This window comes from Trinickia sp., from assembly GCF_051961175.1.
Classification (GTDB): Bacteria; Pseudomonadota; Gammaproteobacteria; order Burkholderiales; family Burkholderiaceae; genus Trinickia.
Genome location: NZ_JBQCDN010000241.1, coordinates 1 through 4,890, shown reverse-complemented (window position 1 = coordinate 4,890; position 4,890 = coordinate 1). Strand labels below are relative to the sequence as shown.

Sequence of the window (4,890 nt, the reverse complement as noted above, 5' to 3'; positions counted from 1 at the left end):
ACCACATATTTGTTTATTTGGGGCCCCCCGGGGGTTTGCGGGGGTGGTTTGGGGGGTGTGTTTGTTTTTTTAAAGGTTTTTTTTTCGTAACCCCCCCCCAACACCTTAGCGGCTACGACCACTACCGCCAATCAGCAGGCACCTGACCCAGAAAAAGCGTCGACGCATACACTTACTCGCGAGTTCGGGCGTATCTCAGCAAGGGACAACTGATCTGCCCGCTCGAAGTTCGACACGCTAAGCGCCCATGCGCAACCGCCGCACGAGCGCGCCCCGACGTTCCCTACCGCTTGATCGACTGAAGCAGGTGGCGAAGCCTGCGACTCGCTGCATGAAACGGCGCGCACCGGTCAGCGCTGGGCCACGTGCGTCGGGCGGTAACCGTCGGTCAGCGTCTTGAGGAAGGCGACGATGTCGCGCACGTCGGATTCAGTCAGCACAGGCTTGTCTCCGGGCTTGCCGCCGAAGGGCGGCTCCATGTTGACGTTGGTCCGGTACTGGGGCGGCAGGTCGTCGAACTTGTCGACCGTGCCATCCGCCTTGCGCGGGTACCACTTCTGCGGTTGAGTGTCCCGCTCGGCGTAGAAGCGCACGGCGTCTTCCAGTGAGTGGATGGCGCCATTGTGGAAGAAGGTCTTGCGCAGCGCCACGTTGCGCAGCGATGGCGTACGGAAACGGCCGCAGTAGTCCGCGCGGCCCTTGAAATCGGTCCGGTCTGGGCCGCAAAGGCCCAGGTCGTAAAAGGCCGGGTTGGCATTGGCGGCCAGCGTGCGGTTGCGCGGCACACCCACGGCAATGTGGCCAAAGTCCGTAAAGGCGGGGAATGCGCCGTCTTGCGTGATGGCGCTCACGTGGCACGAGGCGCAGTTCCCCTTGGCAGGATCGGTAAACACCTGCAGACCGCGCATCTCCTGTGATGAGAGTTTGACCTCGCGGCGCAAGAACGCGTCGTACTTGCTGTCGTACGGGTAGAACTCCGACGGCGTCTGCTGGAACACCTCCAGCACCATGAGCGCTGCCCGGAAGGCAGTCTCTTCGGTATCAAGTATGTCTTTGCCAAACACCAGGCGGAACGTCTGTGCATAGCGGCCCCCGTGTACCGTCCGCAGCTTGGCCACCACTGCTGCCGGCGTGCCGTTGGCCATCTCGTGGGCCGACAACAGCGGAATGCGCGCCTGGTCATGCGTGGAGGACGCGCGGCCATCCCAGGTGTAGCCGCCGGTGGGGCCCTGGTCTTCGGAGTCGTTGCCGTCGTTCTCGAAGAAATGTTCGGAGAAAGGCGGCACGTTCTGCAGATAACGCAGCGACGGCGCGGCACGCACGCCGGTCCGGTTCATTTCCGGCCCGCCCAGTTGCACCGATAGATCATTTGACGGGCCATAGGCATGCGTGGGGCTGTGACAGCTCGCACAGGACTGTTTGCCCGAGGCGGACAGCGCCGGATCGAAGAACAGCGCCTTGCCTAACGCCGCCATGGCCTGCACCGATGGGCGGCGCTTCCCAATCATGGTGTAGAAGGCCTTTTCGTAGGCCGGCGCGGCCGGTACGGAGGCCGTTGCCGGCTCGACTACCGGAGGTGTGGCCGCCCGCGCCGTTGAAGGTTCGGCACGCCCACTTGCAATCACCCCGGCGAGCGCAAACGCTGAAACGGCGATCACGCAAAGCGTGGCGATAGACAGATGGCGGCGCATTGGCAAAGGGCGGAAATTTGCAAGCTTTGGAAACTAGCATTCGCCCGATGACGTTTTGATGTCGCCACGCCCCTGTCACGTCGGTCGTCAGGGAAATCGCATGATGGGAAATGTCTTCAAGCGTTCGATGGTCGGCGACTCATTCTGATAAGCCAATCATGGCGCAATTGGAGCGAGACTCGCTTCAGGCCACCGTCGATCATCAGCTTGTCACACACGAAGTCCAGACTTCGGCTCGCTTTCGTCCCCCTTACAACAATTCAGGGAAATCATGAGCCGCGTGTTCCGACTTCTGCCTCATCTTCCGCTCGCCGCGCTGGCGGCAGCCTGTATGTCCGCTTGCCACGGCAGCGATTCGAACAGTGTCTCCACCGGCACCTCCGGCGTCGTGACCGGCAGCTACTTCGAGCATGCGAAGGTCTGTATCGACGCCAACAACAACGGCAAGTGCGATGCAGGTGAAGCCAGCACCTACACCGACGCCAACGGCGCCTACACGCTGAGCGGCACGGGCGCGATCGCGGTGGAAATCGGCACGGACGCGTTCCGCAACGACCCGGCAACGGGCGCACACACGGCCATCACCCGCCCGCTGGTGTTCCGCGCTCCGGCCGGCGCCAACGCCATCGTGAGCGCCATCTCGACCGAGCTGACCGCGTTGATGGAAAGCAACGGCGGCGACCTCAACGCCGCGAAGGCGGCGTTGGCCGCACGCGTGGGTGTGACCGCCGACAAGCTGCTGGAAGACCACAACAAGGAAACCGACGCGAACATCAAGGCCGCGCTGCAGGCCGAGATCGACGAGACCATCGATCTTATTGCCGACACTGTCGCCGACGGCGGCGACATCAAGAAGGCTCTCGGCAACGGCATCGGCAAGCGCATGGCGTTGGCCAAGAATGTCCAGACCATCGTCGTGATCTACGCGGAAAACCGCGGCTTCGACAACCTGTATGGCCTGTTCCCGGGCGCCAACGGCGTTCCGGGCGTGAATTCGACGTCCACCGGCTCGTTCGTGGCGCAAAAGGACTTCGACGGCTCCGTGCTGCCGACGCTGCCGCCGACCTGGGGCGGCTTGACCGCCGCCGGCCAAAGTGTGACGGTTACGCAGTCGCAGACGACTGGCTGGCCCAACAAGCCCTTCCAGATCGATGACCCTGCCGGAGTCAACGGCACGGGCGTGGTGGTGCCGCAAAGCGTCATCACACGTGATCTGGTGCACCGCTTCTACAACGACCAGATGCAGATCAACGGCGGCAAGAACGACATGTACGCCGCCTACTCCGACGCGGGTGGCCTGTCGATGGGCTACTACGATGGTAGCAAGATGGCCATGTGGAACGTTGCCAAGCAATACACGCTGGCCGATAACTTCTTCCAGGGGGCCTTTGGCGGTTCGTTCCTGAACCACCAGTATCTGATCTGCGCCTGCGCGCCGATCTATCCGAACGTCGCGAATTCGCCGGCGGCCAACAGCATCTCGAAGGTCACCGTCAATGCCGATGGCGTGCCGGTGCTTACCCCGGGCACGGGCAACCCGGGTTCGGTCTTGTCGGGCAAGGCGGTCTACCTCAACGACAGCACGCTCACGGCGGACGATGGTTCGGGCGTGTTCTACGCCGTCAACACGATGCAGCCGCCGTATCAGCCGTCGGGCAACGCTGTGGCCAGCGGCAACGCTGCCTATGCCGACCCGACCAAGGCTTCGACGATGCCGACGCAGTCGACCACCAACATTGGCGATCTGCTGACCGCCAAGGGCGTGGACTGGGCCTGGTATGCCGGCGCCTGGAATTCGGCCATCGCCGATGCGGCGAACGCCACGCGCAGCGTGATCTACAGCGGCACGATTCAGTTCCAGCCGCACCACCAGCCGTTCAACTACTTCAGCCGCTTCGACCCGGCGACAACCACCGGCAAAGCTGAACGCACAGCCCACCTGCGCGATTACGACGCTGCCTTCCTGCAGGATGCCGCTGCAGGCAAGCTGCCTGCCGTCACGTTCTACAAGCCGCAGGGCAACTTGAACCAGCACCCCGGCTACGCCAATGTGGCGGATGGCGATGCTCACATCGCCAATGTCATCGCCCAACTGCAGCAAAGCCCGCAGTGGAAGCATATGGTGATCGTCGTGACGTATGACGAAAACGGCGGCTTCTACGACCACGCCACGGTGCCGACTGCTGACCGCTGGGGCCCGGGCACGCGTATCCCGGCAATCATCGTCTCGCCATTCGCCAAGAAGGGCTTTGTGGACCACACTCAGTACGACACGGCTTCGGTGCTGCGCCTGATCACCCACCGCTTTGCCCTGCCGACGCTTGCGGGCCTGAAGCAGCGCGACGCAGCCCTCATTTCGCACGGCAACAAGCCGATGGGCGACCTGACCAACGCACTGGACTTCTCGCAATAGGCGCGCCGTATGCATTCGAACTAGCCATCTCGTTCAGATCGATGTACTGTATGGGCATACAGTATCCGCCGGGGCCCGGTGCGCGAATCGCGTGCGCCGGGATCTGTGCCGGGCCCGGTAAGGGGCATTCCTACCCGGGCAAAAGCATCACCCGACATTCTCGATCTCGAACTTGAGGGCGGCCCACGCGATTGCGCCGGGTCTGCATGCACGATGGACGACCCCGACGCCGAATATCCCATTGCTCCCCCCGCTCCGCTCAAGGGGCGGGGCGCCGTTACGAATCTGCAAGGACGTTACGAAGCCGATCAGCGTGCAGCGTTCGACGACGGCTGGCTGCCGGATGCCGAAGACAGCCCTCGGCCCCCGCTTAAGACACGCGTGTTCGAAGAGCGGGCGCGCAGCATCCTGACGCGCAACGCGTCGCCGGACATACCATTCAGCGTTTCCCTGAATCCTTACCGCGGGTGCGAGCACGGCTGTATCTATTGCTTCGCCCGTCCCACCCACAGCTATCTCGGACTGTCGCCGGGGCTCGATTTCGAAAGCCGCATTTACGCGAAGATCAACGCCCCCGAGCTGCTGCAACGCGAGCTATCCAAAAGCAGCTACACGCCTGAGCCGATCGCACTCGGAGTGAACACCGACGCCTATCAGCCCGTGGAGCGCGAACTACGTTTGACGCGGCGCGTGATCGAAGTCCTGCATGACTTCCGCCATCCGTTCGCCGCAATCACGAAATCGTCGCTGATCGAGCGCGATATCGATTTTCTGGCGCCGATGGCC

At 62.9% G+C, this 4,890-nt stretch carries 2 protein-coding genes and 1 pseudogene; 2 read left to right on the top strand and 1 reads right to left on the bottom strand.

Features of this window, described 5'->3' with window-relative positions:
- Nucleotides 1–350: 350 nt before the first annotated feature.
- A complete protein-coding gene (locus tag ACTHL0_RS14815; RefSeq protein ID WP_440567564.1) occupies nucleotides 351–1,691 on the bottom strand; it encodes a cytochrome-c peroxidase in 1,341 nt (446 codons plus the stop codon).
- A gap of 271 nt (nucleotides 1,692–1,962) precedes the next feature.
- Between ACTHL0_RS14815 and acpA the strand changes: the two genes are divergently transcribed.
- Both acpA and ACTHL0_RS14805 read left to right on the top strand, forming a co-directional pair.
- Entirely contained in the window at nucleotides 1,963–4,104 is a 2,142-nt protein-coding gene (acpA, locus tag ACTHL0_RS14810; RefSeq protein ID WP_440567563.1) for an acid phosphatase, read from the top strand.
- A 213-nt stretch (nucleotides 4,105–4,317) separates the two neighbouring features.
- Nucleotides 4,318–4,890: pseudogene (locus tag ACTHL0_RS14805) on the top strand (PA0069 family radical SAM protein); the annotation flags it as partial.

Coding starts and splice junctions, on each gene's coding strand:
- acpA (WP_440567563.1), top strand. CDS start 1,963: ATGAGCCGCGTGTTCCGACTTCTGCCTCATCTTCCGCTCGCCGCGCTG.
- ACTHL0_RS14815 (WP_440567564.1), bottom strand. CDS start 1,691: ATGCGCCGCCATCTGTCTATCGCCACGCTTTGCGTGATCGCCGTTTCA.